Raw genomic sequence first — 17,710 nt, forward strand, 5'->3', positions numbered from 1 at the left:
GGTCACGCCTTCTTCGGGGGCAGGGGGATGAAGCCGCTCGTGCGACGGACGTAGTCGTCGTAGCCGGGCTTGGTGCGCTTCATGCCCTTCTCGTTGAGCGAGGCGCCGGTGACCTTCGTGAGGAAGATCGTCATGGCGATCGGGCTGATCACCGTGGCCACGCCGGCCCACGACGACGCCGCCACGATCCAGATGCCGGTCCACACACAGGCGTCGCCGAAGTAGTTCGGGTGCCGGGTGTAGCGCCAGAGACCCTGGTCCATGACCTGGCCCTTGTTCTCGGGGTTCTTCTTGAACCGGGCCAGCTGCCAGTCGCCCACGGCCTCGAAGAACAGACCGACGGCCCACACGGCCGCGCCCAGCCAGCCGAGCCAGCCGATCGTGCCGACGTTGTTCATGCCCACCATCACCGGCGTGGCCACGAGGAACATCGCGATGCCCTGGGGGAGGAACACGCGGGTGAGCGCGACCTGTCCGAACGAGCGCCCGTCCTTCTCGGCCAGCTCGGCGTAGCGGGGGTCCTCGTCCTTGCCGCTGTTGCGGTGGTGCAGGTACACCGCGAGCCGCACGCCCCACACGGCGGTGAGCACGAGCAGCAGCAGCTGGGTTCCCGGCATCCCGTCGCCGTAGCCGGTGACGAACACCGAGACGACGGCCACCGCCACGAAGCCCAGCGGCCACGCGGTGTCGACCACGGTGAGCTTCTGGATGCGCACCGAGATGGCCATGCAGACGGCCATGAGGACGACGACCGTGAGCAGCCCGAAGCCGAGCGTGACCAGCGCGTGCGAGGTGTCGTTGGCGATCAAGCCAACCACTCCAGGGGGCTGGCCGGCATGTCGCTGCGGCCGGCGGGGGAGGGCTTCACGGCCAGGATCTGGTCGACGCCCATGCGGTTCTCCTCGAAGGCGAGCGACCCGCCGGCCAGGTAGAGACGCCACACGCGGGCGGTCTCCTCACCGACGAGGGCCACGGCCGTGGCCCAGTTCTCCTCCAGGTTGGCGGCCCACCCGGCGACGGTCTGCGGGTAGTGCTCGCGCATGGCCTGCACGTCGCGGATCTCCAGGCCGGCACCGGCGATGAGGCCGATGGTCTTCGCGATCGGCTTCATGTGCATGTCGGGGGCGATGTAGGTCTCGATGAACGGTCCGCCGCCGGGACGGTCGCCGGGCGCGTCGTTGCTGCGCGACATCTGCTGGATGAGCACACGTCCGCCGGGGCGCAGGTAGCGCTGGATCGACTCGGTGAACACCACGTACTCCTCGTCGCCCACGTGCTCGCCCATCTCGATGGAGGCGATGGCGTCGATGGTGCCGTCGGCCACGCCCGCTCCGGCGAGGTCGCGGAAGTGGCGCAGGCTCACGTCGACGCGACCCTGCAGCCCACGCTCGGCGGCGCGCTTCATGACGTAGTCGCGCTGCTCCGACGACAGCGTCACGCCCGTGACGTGCACGCCGTAGTGCGCGGCGGCGTGCAGGCTGAGCGAGCCCCAGCCGGAGCCGATGTCGAGCATCCGCATGCCCGGTCGCAGTCCGAGCTTGCGGCAGACGAGGTCGAGCTTGGCCGTCTGCGCCTCCTCGAGGGACATCGACGGATCGGCGTGGAACCCGCTGGAGTAGGCCATCTGCGGGTCGAGGATGAGCTCGTAGAAGTCGTTCGACAGGTCGTAGTGGTGGCTGATGGCCGCCCGGTCGCGCTCGCGGCTGTGCAGCTCGCCGGTCAGGTTCGACTCGGCGGCCGGTGCGGCGGGGCGTCGGCCGATGGCGCCGAGACGCACCGCGAGGTAGGCGCCGCGCAGCTTGAGGCGCAGGCTGATCTTCGGCCGCCCGGCCTTGCCGTCGGCCTCGCGGGCCACGCGCACGGCCTCCCACATGGTGCGCAGGCCCTCGGCCAGGTCGCCCTCGAGGTCGAGGTCGCCCTGCACATAGGCGCGGGCGACGCCGAGCTCCCCGGGGGAGTGCAACACGTGCCGCACGGCGCGCTTGTCGCGCAGCACCAGCACGGGAGCGTCGGCCGGTCCGGCCTCGCTGCCGTCCCAGAGCCGGAGCCGGACGGGCAGGGACATGTCGAGGGCGTCCTCGGCGAGGGACAGCAGGGCGGCGGCCTTGTTCATGGGTCAATCCTGGTCTGGTCGGCGTGGACCCGCCATCCGGGGTCCGCGAGAACCATTCGAGGCCGCGGCCACCGTGGATCGGTGTGTCCATGACCGCACGAGGTCCGTGCCACGATGTGGGTGGACTAGGGCATCCTGTGGCCATGAAGCAGCAGCGTCGTGAGCGCGGCGTGCTCGAGCGTGTCGTCACCGAGACGCTCGGCTGGGTCCTGGTCGTGGTGGGGATCATCCTGTGGCCGCTCCCCGGCCCCGGCCTCCTGATCATCCTCGCGGGCATCACGGTGCTCTCGCGCCAGCACGCCTGGGCGCGGCGGGCGCTCGGGCCCGTGCAGGAGCGAGCAGTCGAGGCGGCGCGCTTCGGCGTCGCCACCTGGCCGCGCATCATCCTCAGCGCCCTCGGCGGGGTGTGGCTGTTCGCGCTCGGCGTCGTGTGGTGGATGTCGCCGACGATCCCGGAGTTCAGCGTGCTCGGTGTCGGCTTCGGACCCCGGCTCCCCGCTGCCGGATGGGCCACGGGCCTGGGGCTGATGGCCTCCGCCGTGGTGGCGTGGGGTCTGCTCGTCTACAGCGTGCGGCGCTGGCGAACGCGGTAGTCTTCGCCCGTGACGCCCCGACGTCGTCGTCCCCCTGTCGCCGTGATCGTCCTCGCCACGACGGTCGCCGGGCTGCTGGCGTCCGGGATCACTCCGGTCGCCGCGTCGGACGAGGCGCCGGTGGACCGGACGGCGGAACAGATCGTCGCCCGCGCGGTGGATGGTCAGCCGCTGCGCGTGGTCACCACGACCGTCGGACCCCAGGGTCGACCTGAGATCAGCACCACCGTCGTGTCCAGTCGCAGTCGAGCCAGGCTGCTCGTTGCCCGTGCGCTGCGTGACCGCGACGTCGACGCGGTGTCGGTCGCGCTGCCCGTGCGCACGACCGCGTCGAACGACACCCTCCGCCCCCGGCAGTGGGGCCTGACCCGGCTCCAGGCCGAGACCGTCTGGACGCGGGCGAACGGCGCCGCCACCAGGACCACGAGGCGTGCGGTCGTCGCCGTCCTCGACACCGGGGTCGACGCCACGCACAGCGACCTCAGGGGCAACGTCGGGGCGGGCTACGACGTGCTCGCTCCGGGCACCAGCGCGGCCGACCCCAACGGCCACGGCACGCACGTGGCCGGCATCGTGGCCGCCGTCGCGGGCAACCGTCGTGGGGTGGCCGGACTCGCGCCCCGCGCGGCCGTCCTGCCGATCAGGGTGCTCGACTCCGCGGGCCGCGGCACGAGCGACGCGGTCGCGCGCGGCATCGTGCGTGCGGCCGACCGTCGGCCTCACGTCATCAACCTCTCCCTGAGCATCCCCGGCGACGACCCCGCCGTGCGGCGGGCCGTGGCCTACGCCCAGCGCAGGGGCGTGCTGGTGGTCGCGGCGGCCGGGAACACCGGGTGCGGCCTGTTCGGACGCACGCAGTACCCCGCCGCCTACGCAGGAGTCGTCGGGGTCGGGTCGCTCGACTCCTCGCTCGCCGCCTCGCGCTTCAGCAGCTGCGGATCCTGGGTCGACGTCGCCGCTCCGGGGGGCGGCATCTGGTCCACCGTGCCGACGCGGAACAGGGTGGGCTGCTCCGGGACCTCCTACTGCTCGCTCAGCGGCACGTCGATGGCGGCGCCGCACGTGGCCGCCGCAGCGGCGATGGCCATGAGCCGGCGTGGCTGGAGCGCCGGCACGGTGGCCGCGCGTCTCGAGAGCACGGCCCGCGACCTCGGCGCCCGCGGCAAGGATCGGACGTACGGCGCCGGCCTGCTCGACGTGAGGGCCCTGGTGGGATGACCTTCCTCGCACGCCGCTTCCCGGACGCCGACCTGCCGTGGGTCCGGCTCGGGACCGGCCCCACACCGGTGCGGGAGCTCGACGGCTTCTGGGTCAAGGACGAGGCTGGCTTCGGCGACGGCGGGTGGGGTGGCAACAAGGTCCGCAAGCTCGAGTGGATCATCCCCGAGCTCCATCGCCGGCGCCGCGGCGTGATGTTCACCGTGGGCGGCATCGGGACCCACTGGGGTCTCGCCGCCGCGCTCTACGGACGTGAGCACGGGCTGCGCGTGGTGCTCGGCCTCGTCGACCAGCCGGTGGACGACCACGTGCGCGAGCAGACACGTCGCCTCGACGCCTCCGGTGCCGACATCCACCGGTTCCGATCGGTGCGGAGCCTGAGGCGCACCGCGCCCCTCCTGCTCGCGCGCTACGCCGACGGACTGCGTCTGCCGCACTACGTCCCGGCCGGCGGATCGACCGCGGTCGGCAGCCTCGGGTACGTCGAGACCGCCCTCGAGATCGCGGACCAGGTCCGCGCCGGTCTGCTGCCCGAGCCGGCCACCGTCGTGACGGCGGTCGGGTCCGGTGGAACGGCCGCCGGCCTCACGCTCGGGCTGCGCATGGCGGGTCTGCGCTCGCGGGTGCTGGGCATCGTCGTCAACGACGCCTTCCGCCTAGACGCCGTCACCATCGCGCGGCTGGCCGACCAGACGGCCGCGCTCCTGCGCACCCGCGGCGCTCTCGTGGAGGAGCGCATCGGTCCGCGCGACCTCGTCGCCGACGCGTCGTGGCTGGGCGAGACCTACGGTGCCCTGACGCCCGAGGCCGAGGAGGCCCGCGCCTGGGCCGCCGACCAGGGGCTGGAGCTCGAGCCGGTCTACACGGCCAAGGCGCTCGCCGCGATCCGCGGGAGCGCCCTCGACGGCCCGGTGCTCTACCTCCAGACCCACGGTCCTCGCTGACGGGACTCGCCCCCGTGGGTGCCATGACGCAGGATGGCGTCATGACGACGTGCGACGTGGTGGTGATCGGTCTCGGACCCGGTGGCGAGGCGCTGGCGGCCCGACTGGCGGGGGAGGGGCTCGAGGTCGTGGCGGTGGAGTCCGGCCTGGTGGGTGGTGAGTGCCCCTACTGGGGCTGCATCCCGTCGAAGATGTTCATCCGCGCCGCCGGCGCGATCGCGGAGACCCGGCGCGCGGTCGAGCTGGCCGGCGCCGCGACGGTCGAGCCCGACTTCTCCGTGGTCGCGAAGCGCATCCGTGAGCAGGCCACCGACGACTGGGACGACACCGTGGCCGCCGAGCGGCTCGAGAAGTCGGGTGCGCGCCTGGTCCGCGGTCACGGTCGGCTGGCCGGTCCCGGCGTGGTCGAGGTCGACGTCGCCGGTGGGGCCACGCAGCGCATCGAGGCGCGGCGCGGCGTCGTGCTCAACCCGGGGACCCGGGCCGCGGTGCCGCCGATCGACGGCCTCGCCGACACGCCCTTCTGGACGAACCACGAGGCCCTCGAGGCCACCGTCCTGCCGAGCTCCCTCGTGGTGATCGGCGGTGGGCCGATCGGGCTCGAGCTGGCGCAGGCGTTCGCCCGCTTCGGCAGCGAGGTCACGGTGGTCGAGGTCGGACCCCGGATCCTGGGCCCCGAGGAGCCGGAGGCCTCCGACGTGCTGCGGGGTGCGTTCGAGCGCGACGGCATCGACGTGCGCGAGGGCGACAGCATCACCTCCGTCTCCCACGACGGCACGCAGTTCACCCTCGACCTGGCCTCGGGCACCGTCCACGCCGAGCAGGTGCTGGTGGCGGCCGGACGGAAGCCGTCCATCGGCGACCTCGGGCTGGAGACCGTCGGGCTCGACCCCCACGCCCGGTCGATCGAGGTCGACGACGCGATGCTCGCGACCGACGGCGTCTGGGTCGTCGGCGACGTGGCCGGGCGCGGCGCCTTCACCCACGTCTCGATGTACCAGGCGGACCGCGCGGCCCGCGCGATTCTCGGGGAGGACCTGCCCGACTACGACACGTCGTTCCCGCGGGTGACCTTCACGGACCCGGAAGTCGGCGGCGTCGGGCTCACCGAGAAGCAGGCGCGCGACCGTGGTCTCGACGTGGCCGTCTCCACCACCGACCTCGCGCAGAGCTCGCGCGGGTTCACCCACGGCCCGGGCGCCGAGGGCGTCGTCAAGATCGTCGTCGACACCGCCCGCGACGTCGTCGTCGGTGCCACGGTGGTCGGACCCGCCGGGGGCGAGACCGTCTCGGGTCTCGCGGTGGCGGTCCGCGCCGAGGTCCCGGTGGCGACGCTGCGGAACTCCGTGTTCGCCTACCCGACGTTCTGGCGAGCGGTCGAGAGCGTGCTGCAGGACGTGGCGGAGTAGCCCTCAGCCCTTGCCGAGCAGCTCGAGGACCTGCTTCTCCAGCGTGCGGCTCACCGGCTCGCCCGGAGCGACGGGACGGTGACCGCCGGCCACCACGACCCCGTCGTCGAAGAGGTCGACGACCCGTGGGTCCACGTACGACGAGCGTGCGACGGCCGGGGTGTTGCCGAGGTGCTCGGAGACCTCGCGCATGGCAGCGGCCACCGACTTCTTGCGCGCGGTCTTGGTCGACGCGTCCGACGAGGAGAGGGCGGCCGCCGCGATCACGGTGCCGCGCCACGTGCGGAAGTCCTTCGCCGAGAACTCCTCGCCCAGCATCTCCTTCACGTAGTCGTTGACGGCTGACGCCCCGAGGGTCGACCAGCCGTCGTCGCCGCGGTACGCCAGCAGGACGTGGCCGCCGGTGCGGCGGCGACGCAGCGGCTCGAGCGCCGAGATGAGCCTCTCGTCGCGCAGCGCGACCTCCAGGTCCTGGCCGCTCTTGGCCACGTAGGAGAACACGAGCGTGTCGCCGTCACGTCGGACGTGCTGCTTCTCGATGGTGGTCAGCCCGTAGCTGCCGTTCTCGTCGGCGTAGCGGTCCGAGCCCACCCGGAAGATCCCGAGGTCCAGCAGGCCGAAGGCCAGCGCCGAGACGCTGCGCAGCGTCGGCTCGTCGGTGACCTCGTCGCGAGCGCGGTCGCGGACGTCGAGGAGTGCCGCGGCGAAGCCCTCCATGTGCACGAACTTCTCGGCGTCGCGCCGTTCGCGCCAGGCCGGGTGGTACAGGTACTGACGTCGGCCGGCGTCGTCGGTGCCGACCGCCTGCAGGTGGCCGTTCTGCACCGGGCAGATCCAGACCCGCTCCCAGGCCGGCGGGATCACGAGCTGCTTGCAGCGCTCGACGTCGATCTCCTGCAGCGGGGCGCCGTCCTGGTCGAGGTAGCGGAAGCCTCGGCCGTGCCGCACCCGCGACCAGCCGTCCATCGAGGCGGAGACGCGACGCAACCGGACCATGCAGCGACGGTAGGTCGCCTCCGTGGCCGCCGCGACTCGAGCCGAGCGCCGCCGCGGGGTCGATCACGAGGTGTCGACCTCGGTGTGAGGCGGGACCCGGCAGACTAGGGGCGTGCGAGCTCTCGTCGCGGTCGTCGTCCTGTCCCTCACCCTGGGCGCCTGCACGCGCGGTTCGGCAGGCACCGAGACGCGACCGACCGGCACGCCGTCGACAGCCGGGTCCGCGGGGACGTCTCCCGGCTGCGGGTCCGTGCCCGACGACGTCACCGGGGCGACGCGCGACGTGACCCGCAGGATCACGGTCGACAGCACGCTGCGGCAGTACATCGTGCACGTGCCGACCGGCTACGACGGTTCACGCCCCCTGCCCGTCGTGTACCTCTTCCACGGTCTCGGCAGCTCCGCCGCGGAGGTCGCGACGTACGCGTCGTTCCCGGCGGCCGCCGACGACCGGGACTTCATCCTCGTCTCGCCGCAGGCCACCGGGACGCCCAGCACGTGGGACGTCCTGACACCGGCCTCCACGGCCGGCTCCGACGCCGCGTTCTGGCTCGAGCTCACGACGTCGCTCGGCGACGAGTGGTGCATCGACGGCGACCGGCAGTACGCGGCCGGCATGTCGAACGGGTCGGCGGTCGTCTTCGCGATGGCCTGCTCGGGGGAGTTCCCGTTCAAGGCCTACGGCGGCGTGGCCGCCACGTTCTACGACGACGCCGCCTGCGGGGACGCCCCGCCCGCGTCGGTCGTCTACTTCCACGGCACGGGCGACGAGGTGGTCCCGTTCGACGGCGGGGAGACCCCGTTGTTCCCCGTCCGCTCGGTCGACGCCGTGATGGCCGACTGGGCGAAGCACGACGGCTGCGCCACGAAGCCGCGCACGACCGAGGTGGCCTCCGACGTGGAGCTGGAGCGGTGGCGCGACTGCGACGGCTCTGCGCGCCTCGAGACGTACGTGATCGACGACGGTGGGCACACCTGGCCGGGGGCTGACTTCGAGGTGCCCGTGCTGGGGAAGACCACGTCCTCGATCGACGCGACCGACCTCATGGTCGAGTTCTTCGGGCTGGGCGACTGAGGGTCCGTCATGGCGATGGACGAGGAGCTCGTCGAGCGGGCCCGTGAGCTGGTGGGCAGCGAGTACGGCATCTCCGAGCGCCGCATGTTCGGCGGCGTCGCCTTCTGCGTGAACGGCTCCATGGCCTTCGCGGTGAGTGGCCAGGGCGGGCTGATGGTGCGGGTGCCGGCCGAGGACACCGAGGCGCTGCTGGCGCTGCCACACGTGGTGCCGATGGTCATGTCCGGCCGTGAGGTCAGGGGCTGGGTCCGGGTGGGGGCCGACGGGTGCGTGGACGACGGACTGGCCGACTGGGTCGAGCGAGGGATGGAGCACACGCGCACCCTGCCTCCGCAGTGACGTGAGAGCGGGGACGCGTTCGGTCCCGGAGACTGCGCGCTGCTGTCGTTGCGCGACGCGGCTGAGCCGTTACGTTGGAACGACCTCCCCCCGTGCCGACCCCTGGAAGGCCACTGGCCTAGGTGCGGGGGGAGGCCCCGAGCAGCCCCGTCAGGTGGCGCCTGACGTCGTCGAGAGCCTCCGGGCCCCGAGCCACGCGTGAGCGCAGGATGGCGCCCTCGACCGCACTGAGCGCCACGCTGGCGCCGCTCGGGTCGCCCGTGGTCTCGGACAGCAGGGCGTGCAGGCGCTCAAACACCGCCTGGGCTGCCGCGTTCACCACCGGGTCGTCGTCGACCGCTGCGGCCGCGACCGGGCATCCCAGTGCTCCACCGTGGCGACGGATCTCCCGCTCCCACCAGTCCAGCAGCGCCTCGAGCATCGCGACGGCGGGCTGCTCAGGCGCGGCCGCGGCACCGTCGGTCATCAGCCTCTCCAGGTGCTGTCCTGCGACCCGGACGGCCTCGGCGACGAGGGCCGGCTTGCCGGCCGGGAAGTGCTGGTAGATCGATCCGCGCGCCGCGCCGCTGCGCTCGAGGACCTCGGCCACACCGGTGCCGTGGACCCCACGCTCGCGCACCAGCGCGATGGTGGCGGTGACGATGCGGTCCTTCGCTCCGGTGGCCATCGACCCACTATAGACCGATCGGTCTATAGTGGGTCCTCGTCGATCGAGAGGGTCCGTCATGACGTCGCTGTCAGCCGAGCAGCTGGAGCACCTGAAGCAGCTCACCGGGCTGGAGTTCCTCCGGACCGCCTTCGCGGCCGAGGACAGGCCGCCCTTCATCGGCGACCTCCTCGGCCTCGAGGTCGAGTCGTTGGAGGAGGGCACGGTCGTGTTCTCGGTGCCGACCAAGCCCACCTTCGCTAACCCCCTGGGATCCCTGCACGGGGGCATCTGCGCGACCCTGCTCGACTCGGTGATGGGCTGCTCGATCCACTCGACGCTCGAGGCGGGCGTCGGGTACGGGACGCTCGAGCTCAAGGTCAACTACATCCGGACCGTCCCGGTCGACGGTGCACGCCTGGTCGGGACCGGCCGCACCATCCACGTCGGACGCCAGGTGGCCACCGCCGAGGGCTCCATCGTCGACGCCTCCGGCCGGCTCGTCGCCCACGGCACCACGACCTGCATGATCTACCGCTGACCCGCCGAGGTCGGGTCGGCTGCGCCCCGCTCCTGCCGCGCCTGCCAAGATGGGGGTGCGTCGTCACCCCGCGGGGCTCGGCGCCCCGCCCCCGTAGCTCAGGGGATAGAGCAACGGTTTCCTAAACCGCAGGTCGCAGGTTCGAATCCTGCCGGGGGCACGTTGTGATCTCTCAAGAGATCGGAGGCACCCGGTCCTGCACAGACAGGTCCGGGTGTCGTCATTTCTGGGGTTGGTAGTCCCGTTCTGGGTTGATCTCCAGGTCGCGGAGGAGCTCGCCGGTGGCGGCGTCGACGACGCGGACGTGGAGGTCGGCGACGAGCAGGATGACGCGGGTTCGGGCGAGGTCGCGCACCACCGACGCGCGCCGACGAAAGATCGGTCGTACGCTCACCGCACCACGCAGCACGCCGGCGCACCTCGGAGGCCTCATGTCACGGATGGACGAACGCTCCTGGACCGTGGTCGTGTACGAGGTCAGCGGCGTGCGCGAGCAGCAGCGGATCCTCGCCGACTTCCACACCGCGGCGATGAGCGGCGTGGTCGCGCTGGGCACCCACAACGGGCACAGCGTGTACGTCGTCGTCGAGTGCCGGGGCGCGGGTGACCAGTGGCTGGTCGACGCCGTCGTGCACCAGATCGACCCCGGCGCCCGGTGCACCAGCGAGCACCCGCAGCCCGCGGGACTCGCCTCCGTGGTCGCTCCCGCCGACGGCTGACCGCCCGCAGGGGGTGCGCACCCCGGAGCACGTGTGACGGCCGACGCGTCGATGATGCCGAGGCCGGGGTACGCGCCGCGTAGGATGTGCCCGTGGTGTCCCTGGTCCGTCGTGCTCGCACGCATGCCTCGGGACCGCTCCTCGTCCTCCTCGCATCGGTGCTCACGGCGACCCTCGTGCTCGCCGGCACCACCATGGCGCGCTCGGACGAGCCGGCGGCCCCGCCCGTCGCCGACGGTCCGTGCAGCACGCCTGCGCCCGGCATCATCGGCACGAGCCAGCGCACCATGACGTTCGGTGGCGTCGAGCGGCGCTACCTCGTGCACGTGCCCGCCAGCTACGACGGCAGTCGCCCGCTGCCGGTGGTCGTCCTGTTCCACGGTCTCGGTCGTGACCCCGAGTCGATGCTGCGCATGACCCGCATGGACCAGCTGGCCGACACCGAGGACGCCGTGGTCGTGGCACCCCAGGCGCTCGGCAAGGTCCCCGCGTGGCGGTTTCGTGAGGTCGACGGTCGCGACGGGGCCGACCTGGCCTTCGTCGACGCGCTCCTCGACGACGTCCGCAGCACCACCTGCACCGACGAGTCGCGCACCTACGCCGTCGGCTTCTCCAACGGTGGCGCCCTCACCATGGCGCTCGCGTGCCGCGACGACGACCGCTTCGCCGCGTACGCGTCGGTGGCCGGCCCCTACCGCACCCCCGAGTGCGCCGAGGCGCCCGCGCGGCCCCTCATCGTGTTCCACGGCATGAAGGACAAGGTCGTCCCGCTCAAGGGCGCCGCCAAGACGAAGATCGGGCGCCTCCCGTCGGCCGTGCTGACGACCGCACGCTGGGCCCAGCAGAACGGGTGCCTGCCGGGTGCGCGCACGAAGCTGCCCGGTGGCGTCGTCCACCTCGCCTACACGCCGTGCGCGGGCGGCGCCGACGTCGAGGCGTACTTCCTGGGCGCCGGCAAGCACCGCTGGCCCGGTGGTGACGCCCCGGGCGCCACCGTCGACTCGCCCCGCACCCGACCGGCCAAGGGTGACGTGGACGCCACCCAGCTGATCTGGGACTTCGTGCGCACGCACTCCATCGACCAGGAGAAGCCATGACCAAGCCCGTCGTCTCGTGGCTCACCGACATGGACGGCGTCCTCGTGCACGAGGAGCGCGCCATTCCCGGTGCGGCCGACTTCATCGCCGCCCTGCGCACGCAGGAGCGCCCGTTCCTGGTGCTCACCAACAACTCGATCTTCACCCCGCGCGACCTGCGGGCCCGCCTGCACGCCGCCGGGCTCGACATCCCGGAGTCGGCGATCTGGACGTCGGCCCTGGCCACCGCCAAGTTCCTGAGCGAGCAGCGTCCCGAGGGGACCGCCTACGTGATCGGCGAGGCCGGCCTGACCACGGCCCTGCACGACGTGGGCTACGTGATGACCACCCGCGACCCCGAGTACGTGGTGCTGGGCGAGACCCGCACCTACTCCTTCGAGGCGATCACCAAGGCCATCCAGCTCATCGAGAGCGGGGCCCGGTTCATCGCCACGAACCCCGACCCCACCGGTCCCTCTCCGTCGGGCAGCCTGCCGGCCACCGGATCGGTCGCGGCGCTCATCACGAAGGCCACCGGCGTCGAGCCCTACTTCGTGGGCAAGCCCAACCCGCTCATGATGCGCACGGCTCTGAACCGCATCGAGGCGCACTCCGAGACCACGGTCATGATCGGCGACCGCATGGACACCGACGTGCTCTCGGGGCTCGAGGCCGGGCTCCGCTCGATCCTGGTGCTCACCGGCTCCACCTCCCCGGGCCAGGTCGACCGGTTCCCGTTCCGGCCCACCCGCGTCGTCGACTCGATCGCCGACGTCGTCCCCCTCGTCTCCGAGCTGGCCGACAGCGACGTCTGAGGGCCCTGAGCCCGGTTCCGCTATCCTGGTCCGATCGATCGCCCGACCGGCGGTCGACACCAGTCCACACACGGCGGTACACCACCCGACGTCACGGAGCCAGAACGTGAAGGTCTTTCTCACCGGAGCCAGCGGAGTCATGGGCCGCTCGACGATGACGAGTCTCGTCGACGCAGGACACGACGTCGTCGGTCTCGCCCGATCCGACCGGGCCGCCTCCGTCGTAGAGGCCCACGGCGGCCGCCCGCACCGCGGCACCGTGTTCGACGCCGACGCGCTCGTCGAGGGCATGCGGGGCTGCGACGTCGTCATCAACTTCGCCGGGCGGATGCCGGTGGGCCTGTCGATGCTGCGCCCCGGCGCGTGGCGGGCCAACGACCGGATCCGGGCGATCGGCTCGCAGCGGGTGGCCCAGGCGGCCCTCACGGCCGGCGTCCCGCGGCTCGTCCAGCAGAGCCGGTCGTCCATCTACGCCGACGGTGGCGACGACTGGATCGACGAGCAGGCCCCCGTCGAGATCACGCGCGAGACCGACACGGTGGCCGAGGCCGAGCAGCACGCCGAGGCGGTCCGCCGGCACGGCGCCGACGTGGTGGTGCTGCGCTTCGGCCAGATCGTCGGCCCCGATCCCAGCTCGCGCTGGATGGTGCGCCGTGCTCGGTCCGGCCGGCCCACCGGCTGGGGCGACCCTCAGTCGTGGGTGCACCTCGTGCACGTCGACGACGTCGGCACCGCAGCGGAGTCGGCCCTCACCGCGCCGGTGGGCACGTACAACGTGGGCGCCGAGCCCTGCCGTCGCGCCGACCTCGCCGAGCAGCTCGCGCTCGCGGGCGGGCGCCGCGGCGGGCGCTTCCACCACCGCATCACCCAGAGGGTCGCCGGCGTGCGGCTCGAGACGTTCTCGCGGTCGCAGCGCATCAGCTCGCAGCGCTTCGGCGACCGCGCCGGCTGGCACCCCCTGTTCCCCAAGCTCACCCCGGACTGGCTCGACGGTGTCGGCTGACGACGAGGCGCGGCGCGCGGAGCAGGAGCGCCGGCGCCGTGCCGCGCTGCTGCTCGGGGACCTGCTGCCCGACACCACGCGCGACGAGCGCGACGACGACGTGTCGCCACCCCCGCGCACGAAGGGCGGGACGCCCGCACCGTCTCGTCGTGACGACGAGCTGATGCGGGACGTCCCGCCCCATCACGGCGGCTAGACCAGAGGTCAGCCGATCGGACGCTGCAGCGAGTCGCGGATCTCGCGGAGGAGCTGGATGTCCTCGCTGACGCCCTCGGGCTCCGGCTCCTTGCCGCGGGCCATGCGCTCGTTGACGGCCTTCATGGGCACGACGACCACGAAGTAGACGACCGCCGCGGTGAGCACGAAGGTGATGATGGCGGTGATGAACGCCCCGTAGGTGAACACCTGGCCGTTCACCTCGAAGCTGCCGCCCGCCGTGCCACCGCCGCTGACCAGCCCGATCAGCGGGTTGATGAACGAGTTCGTGAAGGCGCTGACGAGTGCGGTGAACGCCGTGCCGATGACCACCGCGACGGCGAGGTCGACGATGTTGCCGCGCAGCAGAAAGTCCTTGAATCCCTGGATCATGGTGTCCCCCTAGGACGGTTGGAAGGGTCGTCCCCGAGCGTAGGGCACCGGGTGCGCGGCTCCGAGCACCGTCGCCGTGGGTGCCTCAGGCGGCGCCGGGGGACACCGCCACGACGCTGAGCTGCGCCTCGAGACCGACACGGGCGAGGGTCAGGGCAGTCTCGCGTGGCGTCTGGACGGCGAGTGTGGCCTCCTCGGCGCCGTCCGGCGCGGGCACGGCAGCGACCTGCGCCGACTCCGCGACGACCGTGGCCCTCGGTCCGTCGTCGCGCGCGGCGACGGCCACGACGTCGACCCGGTCGCCGACCCGCAGCCCCTGGGTGGCCGCCGCGTCGGCGAGGCGGAGCGTGGTCACCACGTGGCCGTCGGGCAGCTGGTCGCCCGTGCCGGCCGAGAGCACGCGGGCGTCGGTGAACACCTCGCCGGCGCGCATGGGGCCGCCGACGCGTCGACCCAGGAGCGTCTCGACGTCGGTGACGACACGGGTGGGAGCCGCGGTGCGGGGGAGCCGGGCCATGGTGACGTCGGCGTCGGTGAGGGCGTGCCCGCTGGGCAGGTCGGCCGCCGCCACGGCGACCGTGACCGTGTCGCCGGGCTGGCGGACCGCGACCACCGTGAGGAGCACGGCGAGGCCGGTGCACACCGCGGCCAGGAGTCGGCGGTGGTCGAGAACGGCGGAGCGGAGTCGGTCCATCCGTGCAGGCTAGGAAGCGAGCGGCCTGCGCTCCACTAGTCGTCCACAGCCCCGGCGCGGCTCACGTGGTGCGGACCACGACGCAGCACGGGGAGCCGGGGTCAGGAGGCAGAGCCTCCGGAGGACGTCGAGCTGCCCGACGTCGCACTGCTGGTCGAGGTCTTCTCCTTGACGCCGCCGGAGTCCTTGCTCGCCGATGCGCTCGACGAGCTCGAGGTCTCCGACGAGGTCGTCGTCCCACGGCTGTCGTTGCGGTAGAACCCGGAGCCCTTGAACACCACGCCCACCGCGTTGAACACCTTGCGGAGCCGGCCCTGGCAGACAGGGCACTCGGTCAGCGCGTCGTCGGTGAACGACTGGTGCACCTCGAGCGCTTCACCGCAGTCGGTGCACTGGTACTGGTAGGTCGGCACGGGTCTTCTCTCCTGACGTCATGCCGGCGCTCAGGTGCTGAGCCGGCAGGAACTCCTGACGGGCAAAGGGTACAGTTCAGTGCATCGTGACCGACCCCGACTCAGCCGGAATGACCGCATGACCGAGCTTCTGCTGCTGGGCCTCTCCTTCCTGCTGATGCTCGCCTGCGGCGTCTTCGTGGCTGCGGAGTTCTCCTTCGTGACCGTCGACCGGGCCACGGTCGAGCGCGACGCGGAGCAGGGCGACGCCGGAGCGGTCGGCACCCTCAAGGCGCTGCGCACGCTCTCGACCCAGCTGAGCAGCGCACAGCTGGGCATCACGATCACCAACCTGGCGATCGGCTTCCTGGCCGAACCTGCGATCGGCCGGCTCGTGCGGGGACCGCTGGAGGACGTCGGGGTCACCGGCGGGGCCCAGAGCGCGGTCTCGTACGCGATCGCCCTGTTCGTCAGCACCGTCGTGACGATGCTCGTGGGCGAGCTGATCCCGAAGAACCTCGCGCTCGCGCTCCCGCAGCGCACCGCGGCCGTGACCCAGCTGCCGCAGCGGCTGTTCACCACGGTCATGGCCTGGCCCATCCGGTTCCTCAACGGCACCGCCAATCGCACGCTCCGTGCGCTCGGCGTCGAGCCGCAGGAGGAGCTGAGGTCGGCCCGCTCGCCGCTCGAGCTGCGCTCGCTCGTGCTCCGGTCGGCGCGCGAGGGTGCCATCGACGACGAGACCGCCGACCTTGTGGCCCGCAGCATCGCCTTCGGCGACCGCACCGCCGCCGACGTGCGCACCCCGCGCGTCCGGGTGCACTTCCTGGAGGCGCGCGACACGGCCCTCGACGTGATCGAGGCCGCCCGGCAGACGGGTCACTCCCGCTTCCCCGTCACGGGGCGCTCGCCCGACGACGTGATCGGCATCGTCCACGTGAAGCAGGCGGTGGGCGTCGACCCCGATCGCCGCAGGAGCGTGCGTCTGTCCGACCTGGCCGGCCCGGTGACGACCGTCCCCGACAGCCTCGAGCTCGACCCGCTGCTGGTGCTCCTGCGCGACCAGGGCATGCAGATGGCCGTCGTCGTCGACGAGTTCGGCGGCACCGACGGCATCGTCACGCTGGAGGACCTCGTCGAGGAGATCGTCGGCGAGGTGCTCGACGAGCACGACCGCCTGTCGTCGCCCAGCCGCCACCGCCAGGACGGCACGTGGTCCCTGTCGGGCCTGCTGCGGCCCGACGAGGTGCTCGAGCAGACCGGGGTGGCGCTGCCCGAGAGCGAGGACTACGAGACCATCGCCGGCCTCATGCACGCCGAGCTCGGCCGCCTGGGCGTCCGCGGCGACGTGGTCCGGCTCGAGGTCGACCCCACGCCCGACGACGACGAGGACGACCCGGAGCCGCTGCCCGTCTCGCTCACCATCGACCGGATGGACGGGCGACGCATCGACCGTGTCACGTTGACGATCGAGCGGCCCGCCGACGGCGAGGAGATCGACCATGGGTGACTGGTTCGGCATCGGACTGACCGTCGTGCTGCTGGCGCTCAACGCCCTGTTCGTCGCGGCGGAGTTCGCCCTCATCTCGGTGCGGCGCACCCAGCTGGAGCCGCTGGCCCAGGCCGGCTCGCGCAGCGCCAAGCTCGCCCTGAAGGCCATGGAGAACGTCACGCTCGCCATGGCGGCCGCCCAGCTGGGCATCACCATCTGCTCGCTCGGGCTCGGCGCCATCAGCGAGCCGGCGCTCGCCCACCTGATGGAGCCGGCGTTCGAGGCCGCGAACGTCCCCGACGGCCTGGTGCACCCCATCTCGTTCGTCATCGCGCTGTCGATCATCGTCTTCCTGCACGTCGTCTTCGGCGAGATGGTGCCCAAGAACCTCGCGCTCGTGAAGCCCGACCGCGCCTCGCTCGTGCTCGGTCCTTTCATGCTGGTGGTCATCGCGATCCTCAAGCCGCTGGTCGTCTCGCTCAACGGCATCGCGAACCTCTCGGTCCGCCTGCTCGGCGTGCAGCCGGTCGACGAGGTGGCGTCCACCTACACCCACGACGAGGTGGCAGGGCTGGTCGAGGAGTCCCGTCGCGAGGGGCTGCTCGACGACGACGAGTACGGCCTCGTGCAGGGCGCGCTGGAGTTCCACGACGGTCGGGTCGACCAGGTGCTGCTGCCGCGCGAGAGCCTCATGACCATCGCGCCGTCCGCCACGCCGGTCGACGTCGAGCAGGCGTGCGCGAGCACCGGCTTCTCGCGCTTCCCGGTCACCGACGCCCGCGGCGACCTCACCGGATACCTGCACATCAAGGACGTGCTGGAGACCGACGAGACCGCCCGGAACGAGCCGATCGCCGACAAGTGGCTCCGACCGCTGTCCACGGTCGGGGTGGGCTCGGGCCTCTACGAGGCGCTGCGGGTGATGCAGGCCAAGGGCTCGCACATGGCACGGGTGGCCGACGAGTCGGGCGCCGTGCTGGGCGTGATCATGCTCGAGGACGTGCTGGAGGAGCTCGTCGGCGAGATCCGCGACGCAGAGCGCCTCGAGGTCTGACCC

22 protein-coding genes and 1 tRNA gene are annotated in these 17,710 nt (G+C 72.2%); 15 read left to right on the forward strand and 8 right to left on the reverse strand.

Annotated features, from left to right (window positions below; all coding sequences use genetic code 11):
- Positions 1-2: 2 nt before the first annotated feature.
- Complete coding sequence (locus RQG84_RS00100; protein WP_311208306.1) at positions 3-809, reverse strand: DUF1295 domain-containing protein; 807 nt, start codon at positions 807-809, stop codon at positions 3-5.
- Positions 806-2,113, reverse strand: a complete 1,308-nt coding sequence (locus RQG84_RS00105; protein WP_311208307.1) for a cyclopropane-fatty-acyl-phospholipid synthase family protein — start codon at positions 2,111-2,113, stop codon at positions 806-808. The genes RQG84_RS00100 and RQG84_RS00105 overlap by 4 nt, the downstream gene beginning before the upstream one ends.
- A gap of 143 nt (positions 2,114-2,256) precedes the next feature.
- Between RQG84_RS00105 and RQG84_RS00110 the strand changes: the two genes are divergently transcribed.
- From RQG84_RS00110 to RQG84_RS00125, 4 genes are read left to right on the forward strand one after another with little or no spacing between them, the layout of a single operon-like run.
- Positions 2,257-2,706: a PGPGW domain-containing protein gene (locus RQG84_RS00110; RefSeq protein WP_311208308.1), complete on the forward strand. Its 450-nt coding sequence runs from the start codon at positions 2,257-2,259 to the stop codon at positions 2,704-2,706.
- A gap of 9 nt (positions 2,707-2,715) precedes the next feature.
- Positions 2,716-3,924, forward strand: coding sequence for a S8 family serine peptidase (locus RQG84_RS00115; RefSeq protein ID WP_311208309.1), 1,209 nt, complete (start codon positions 2,716-2,718; stop codon positions 3,922-3,924).
- Entirely contained in the window at positions 3,921-4,868 is a 948-nt protein-coding gene (locus RQG84_RS00120; protein WP_311208310.1) for a pyridoxal-phosphate dependent enzyme, read from the forward strand. Before RQG84_RS00115 ends, RQG84_RS00120 begins: the two co-directional genes overlap by 4 nt.
- Positions 4,869-4,909: 41 nt before the next feature.
- Complete coding sequence (locus RQG84_RS00125; RefSeq protein WP_311208311.1) at positions 4,910-6,277, forward strand: NAD(P)/FAD-dependent oxidoreductase; 1,368 nt, start codon at positions 4,910-4,912, stop codon at positions 6,275-6,277.
- A 3-nt stretch (positions 6,278-6,280) separates the two neighbouring features.
- Here the strand turns inward: RQG84_RS00125 and RQG84_RS00130 are convergent, their stop codons facing one another.
- On the reverse strand, positions 6,281-7,273 hold the full coding sequence (locus RQG84_RS00130) for a DNA topoisomerase IB (RefSeq protein ID WP_311208312.1): 993 nt from the start codon (positions 7,271-7,273) through the stop codon (positions 6,281-6,283).
- Between the two features lie 112 nt (positions 7,274-7,385).
- Here RQG84_RS00130 and RQG84_RS00135 point away from each other — a divergent pair, with 112 nt between their 5' ends.
- The gene (locus RQG84_RS00135; RefSeq protein ID WP_311208313.1) at positions 7,386-8,348 is read left to right on the forward strand and encodes a PHB depolymerase family esterase; all 963 of its coding nucleotides are present in this window, start codon (positions 7,386-7,388) and stop codon (positions 8,346-8,348) included.
- A gap of 9 nt (positions 8,349-8,357) precedes the next feature.
- Entirely contained in the window at positions 8,358-8,687 is a 330-nt protein-coding gene (locus tag RQG84_RS00140; RefSeq protein WP_311208314.1) for a TfoX/Sxy family protein, read from the forward strand.
- 118 nt (positions 8,688-8,805) lie between these two features.
- Here RQG84_RS00140 and RQG84_RS00145 read toward each other — a convergent pair whose 3' ends face one another.
- The gene (locus RQG84_RS00145) at positions 8,806-9,354 is read right to left on the reverse strand and encodes a TetR/AcrR family transcriptional regulator (protein WP_311208315.1); all 549 of its coding nucleotides are present in this window, start codon (positions 9,352-9,354) and stop codon (positions 8,806-8,808) included.
- Between the two features lie 58 nt (positions 9,355-9,412).
- Between RQG84_RS00145 and RQG84_RS00150 the strand changes: the two genes are divergently transcribed.
- Both RQG84_RS00150 and RQG84_RS00155 read left to right on the forward strand, forming a co-directional pair.
- A complete protein-coding gene (locus tag RQG84_RS00150) occupies positions 9,413-9,874 on the forward strand; it encodes a PaaI family thioesterase (RefSeq protein ID WP_055969144.1) in 462 nt (153 codons plus the stop codon).
- A gap of 87 nt (positions 9,875-9,961) precedes the next feature.
- Positions 9,962-10,034: transfer RNA gene (locus tag RQG84_RS00155), tRNA-Arg, on the forward strand.
- 60 nt (positions 10,035-10,094) lie between these two features.
- Here RQG84_RS00155 and RQG84_RS00160 read toward each other — a convergent pair.
- Complete coding sequence (locus RQG84_RS00160; RefSeq protein WP_311208316.1) at positions 10,095-10,307, reverse strand: hypothetical protein; 213 nt, start codon at positions 10,305-10,307, stop codon at positions 10,095-10,097.
- A 7-nt stretch (positions 10,308-10,314) separates the two neighbouring features.
- Between RQG84_RS00160 and RQG84_RS00165 the strand changes: the two genes are divergently transcribed.
- The 5 genes from RQG84_RS00165 (at position 10,315) to RQG84_RS00185 (ending at position 13,683) form a co-directional block, all read left to right on the forward strand.
- Positions 10,315-10,593 carry a hypothetical protein gene (locus RQG84_RS00165; RefSeq protein ID WP_311208317.1) on the forward strand — a complete coding sequence of 93 codons (279 nt, stop codon included), beginning with the start codon at positions 10,315-10,317 and terminating at the stop codon, positions 10,591-10,593.
- Between the two features lie 92 nt (positions 10,594-10,685).
- A complete protein-coding gene (locus RQG84_RS00170; protein WP_311208318.1) occupies positions 10,686-11,690 on the forward strand; it encodes an alpha/beta hydrolase-fold protein in 1,005 nt (334 codons plus the stop codon).
- Complete coding sequence (locus RQG84_RS00175) at positions 11,687-12,484, forward strand: HAD-IIA family hydrolase (protein WP_311208319.1); 798 nt, start codon at positions 11,687-11,689, stop codon at positions 12,482-12,484. The genes RQG84_RS00170 and RQG84_RS00175 overlap by 4 nt, the downstream gene beginning before the upstream one ends.
- Before the next feature lie 106 nt (positions 12,485-12,590).
- A complete protein-coding gene (locus RQG84_RS00180; protein ID WP_311208320.1) occupies positions 12,591-13,487 on the forward strand; it encodes an NAD(P)-dependent oxidoreductase in 897 nt (298 codons plus the stop codon).
- The gene (locus RQG84_RS00185; protein WP_056552521.1) at positions 13,477-13,683 is read left to right on the forward strand and encodes a hypothetical protein; all 207 of its coding nucleotides are present in this window, start codon (positions 13,477-13,479) and stop codon (positions 13,681-13,683) included. Before RQG84_RS00180 ends, RQG84_RS00185 begins: the two co-directional genes overlap by 11 nt.
- 8 nt (positions 13,684-13,691) lie before the next feature.
- On the opposite strand, the gene mscL is transcribed toward RQG84_RS00185, so the two are convergent.
- From mscL to RQG84_RS00200, 3 genes are all read right to left on the reverse strand, one after another.
- Entirely contained in the window at positions 13,692-14,075 is a 384-nt protein-coding gene (gene mscL, locus RQG84_RS00190) for a large conductance mechanosensitive channel protein MscL (protein WP_311208321.1), read from the reverse strand.
- Between the two features lie 85 nt (positions 14,076-14,160).
- Positions 14,161-14,769 carry an SAF domain-containing protein gene (locus RQG84_RS00195; RefSeq protein WP_311208322.1) on the reverse strand — a complete coding sequence of 203 codons (609 nt, stop codon included), beginning with the start codon at positions 14,767-14,769 and terminating at the stop codon, positions 14,161-14,163.
- A gap of 101 nt (positions 14,770-14,870) precedes the next feature.
- Positions 14,871-15,182 (reverse strand): FmdB family zinc ribbon protein, encoded by a 312-nt coding sequence (locus RQG84_RS00200; protein WP_311208323.1) that lies wholly within the window; start codon positions 15,180-15,182, stop codon positions 14,871-14,873.
- Between the two features lie 118 nt (positions 15,183-15,300).
- Here RQG84_RS00200 and RQG84_RS00205 point away from each other — a divergent pair, with 118 nt between their 5' ends.
- Complete coding sequence (locus RQG84_RS00205) at positions 15,301-16,671, forward strand: hemolysin family protein (RefSeq protein ID WP_311208324.1); 1,371 nt, start codon at positions 15,301-15,303, stop codon at positions 16,669-16,671.
- Entirely contained in the window at positions 16,664-17,707 is a 1,044-nt protein-coding gene (locus RQG84_RS00210) for a hemolysin family protein (RefSeq protein WP_311208325.1), read from the forward strand. Before RQG84_RS00205 ends, RQG84_RS00210 begins: the two co-directional genes overlap by 8 nt.
- Positions 17,708-17,710 lie beyond the last annotated feature (3 nt).

Origin of the sequence: Aeromicrobium sp. WCS2018Hpa-31 (genome assembly GCF_031843905.1) — a bacterium.
In the GTDB taxonomy this organism is placed as follows: domain Bacteria; phylum Actinomycetota; class Actinomycetes; order Propionibacteriales; family Nocardioidaceae; genus Aeromicrobium.

What these genes read in the sequence shown, in the direction of transcription:
- RQG84_RS00105 (WP_311208307.1), bottom strand. Translation starts at nt 2,113, where the DNA reads ATGAACAAGGCCGCCGCCCTGCTGTCCCTCGCCGAGGACGCCCTCGAC.
- RQG84_RS00110 (WP_311208308.1), top strand. Translation starts at nt 2,257, where the DNA reads ATGAAGCAGCAGCGTCGTGAGCGCGGCGTGCTCGAGCGTGTCGTCACC.
- RQG84_RS00120 (WP_311208310.1), top strand. Translation starts at nt 3,921, where the DNA reads ATGACCTTCCTCGCACGCCGCTTCCCGGACGCCGACCTGCCGTGGGTC.
- RQG84_RS00125 (WP_311208311.1), top strand. Translation starts at nt 4,910, where the DNA reads ATGACGACGTGCGACGTGGTGGTGATCGGTCTCGGACCCGGTGGCGAG.
- RQG84_RS00130 (WP_311208312.1), bottom strand. Translation starts at nt 7,273, where the DNA reads ATGGTCCGGTTGCGTCGCGTCTCCGCCTCGATGGACGGCTGGTCGCGG.
- RQG84_RS00140 (WP_311208314.1), top strand. Translation starts at nt 8,358, where the DNA reads ATGGCGATGGACGAGGAGCTCGTCGAGCGGGCCCGTGAGCTGGTGGGC.
- RQG84_RS00145 (WP_311208315.1), bottom strand. Translation starts at nt 9,354, where the DNA reads ATGGCCACCGGAGCGAAGGACCGCATCGTCACCGCCACCATCGCGCTG.
- RQG84_RS00150 (WP_055969144.1), top strand. Translation starts at nt 9,413, where the DNA reads ATGACGTCGCTGTCAGCCGAGCAGCTGGAGCACCTGAAGCAGCTCACC.
- RQG84_RS00160 (WP_311208316.1), bottom strand. Translation starts at nt 10,307, where the DNA reads ATGAGGCCTCCGAGGTGCGCCGGCGTGCTGCGTGGTGCGGTGAGCGTA.
- RQG84_RS00165 (WP_311208317.1), top strand. Translation starts at nt 10,315, where the DNA reads ATGGACGAACGCTCCTGGACCGTGGTCGTGTACGAGGTCAGCGGCGTG.
- RQG84_RS00175 (WP_311208319.1), top strand. Translation starts at nt 11,687, where the DNA reads ATGACCAAGCCCGTCGTCTCGTGGCTCACCGACATGGACGGCGTCCTC.
- mscL (WP_311208321.1), bottom strand. Translation starts at nt 14,075, where the DNA reads ATGATCCAGGGATTCAAGGACTTTCTGCTGCGCGGCAACATCGTCGAC.
- RQG84_RS00195 (WP_311208322.1), bottom strand. Translation starts at nt 14,769, where the DNA reads ATGGACCGACTCCGCTCCGCCGTTCTCGACCACCGCCGACTCCTGGCC.
- RQG84_RS00205 (WP_311208324.1), top strand. Translation starts at nt 15,301, where the DNA reads ATGACCGAGCTTCTGCTGCTGGGCCTCTCCTTCCTGCTGATGCTCGCC.
- RQG84_RS00210 (WP_311208325.1), top strand. Translation starts at nt 16,664, where the DNA reads ATGGGTGACTGGTTCGGCATCGGACTGACCGTCGTGCTGCTGGCGCTC.